At 73.4% G+C, this 1602-nt stretch carries 2 protein-coding genes; both read right to left on the bottom strand.

The features are described 5' to 3' along the window. Positions 1–2 precede the first annotated feature (2 nt). Entirely contained in the window at positions 3–788 is a 786-nt protein-coding gene (locus ACWGJO_RS41545) for a helix-turn-helix domain-containing protein (RefSeq protein WP_452190959.1), read from the bottom strand. 18 nt (positions 789–806) lie between these two features. Continuing rightward, positions 807–1055 (bottom strand): hypothetical protein, encoded by a 249-nt coding sequence (locus tag ACWGJO_RS41550; RefSeq protein ID WP_452190960.1) that lies wholly within the window; start codon positions 1053–1055, stop codon positions 807–809. Positions 1056–1602 lie beyond the last annotated feature (547 nt).

Consider the following 1602-nt stretch of genomic DNA (forward strand, 5'->3'; position numbering starts at 1 on the left):
GGTCACACGAGCACCGACGGGTTGTCGTCGGTGCCTTCGCGGCCCGCCGCCGCGGGGTGGCCGGGTCCCTCGCCCCGTTCGGCGGCGAGGCTGGTGCGCAGGGTCGCCCACAGGCGGAACAGGATGTCCGTCGGGGTGCCGGCGCTGGAGGACTGCATGGCCCGGACGAACTCGCTGTGGTGCGTGCGCGAGTTGACCGGGATCGGGCTGCGGGCGTTGTTCGTCCGGTCCCAGGCCGCCGCCCACAGGGCGCGGCGGGCCTCCTTGACCCCGCAGACCTCCATGTACGCGAGGAAGACGGGTTTGCGCAGCGGGGCCTCGCCCTTGAGGACCAGGGCCAGCGTGCTGGAGGGCAGGCGTCCGCCCCGGTCGCGGGCCCGGCGGTCCAGCTCCCGCAGGGACGGCCAGTCGGCCTTGCGGCGCATCTCGTGCATCGCCCGGCGCAGGTCCGCGAAGGAGTCGACCTGCTGGGGGTCGACCCGCCGGGGTGCGCGCAGCCGCCGGCTGCCCGAGGGGCGCGGCACGTGGGCCCAGTAGTTGGCCTGGACCCACTTGCGCCGGGCCGTCTTGAGGTCGCCACCGCATTCGCGCACGACGGCCTCGACGACCTTCCAGCTCGGCACGGAGCGCCCGCCGGCGGCCCGTTGCAGGGTGGTGGGGTGGTAGTTGGTCCGAGCGGCGAGCTGACGGTACGTCAACCCGGCCTGCTCGCGCTGCTCCCGCAGCCAGACGGCCAGCCGGCCCAGTGCCGGCTCGGTCGCCCCGATCGGATTCTCTCGGCGTCCCATCTCGGGCAGGCGCTCTTCCTAGGCCCGCTCCCGTCGGAGCCTCGCGGCCAACAGGCATCCGCCCGTGGCCAGTTCGAGCGCGGCCCCGGCCGACATGCCCGTCGCCACCAGGGCGGCGGCCAGCGCGACCGTCAGGACGACCACGACGACGACCACGGCCGCTTCACCGGCCGCGAGCGGCCGGTACGGGCGCGGGCGCGGCGGTACCGGTTCCGCCGCCGCGCAGTGGGTAGGGGTGTGGGCGCGCTTGTTCCGCTTCCTCGTCATCGAGGAGTCCTCCATATCACTGTCCACTCCAACTGGCGGGCACTTGTGCGGTTGGCGTCGCACTGTGTGCCCGGTGGCCACACACTCTGTCAGGCGTACGGGTGAATCCCAATCGGTTCGGTGAACATCGCGAAGATTGATGCGCCACGGTCCCGGCCCCTGGCCGCAATCTCGTGAACGCCCTATCAGAAACGCACAGTTCAACGAACTGAAACCGGATTTTGATGCGCCTTTGTGCAGCATGCCCTTGTGAGCCGTCCTGGCTGGGTGTGACGATTTGCAGCGGCGTCACCCGGACCCGCGGGTCCGGAACCCGGGGCGCTGTGCACTCCAACAACTCGGGAACATCGGCAGCGGGCCGTGTTGGCGCATGGGTCCGCCCGAACAGCAGAGACCGCCCGGCCCTGGTGGCCCGAGCGGTCTCTCTGCGTTGCGGCGGCGGCGGGGGCCCCCGCCCCCCACGCCCCGTCGCCCGCCCCCGCCCCCCCCGGGAGTCGGGCGGCGCCCGCGCGGGGGGGGGCGGGCAGGGGGGGGGGGGGGGCGGGTC

The sequence above is a fragment of the Kitasatospora sp. NPDC054795 genome, from assembly GCF_053611565.1.

Excerpts from the sequence above, each read along its gene's own strand:
- ACWGJO_RS41550 (WP_452190960.1), bottom strand. The coding sequence starts at position 1,055 with ATGACGAGGAAGCGGAACAAGCGCGCCCACACCCCTACCCACTGCGCG.
- ACWGJO_RS41545 (WP_452190959.1), bottom strand. The coding sequence starts at position 788 with ATGGGACGCCGAGAGAATCCGATCGGGGCGACCGAGCCGGCACTGGGC.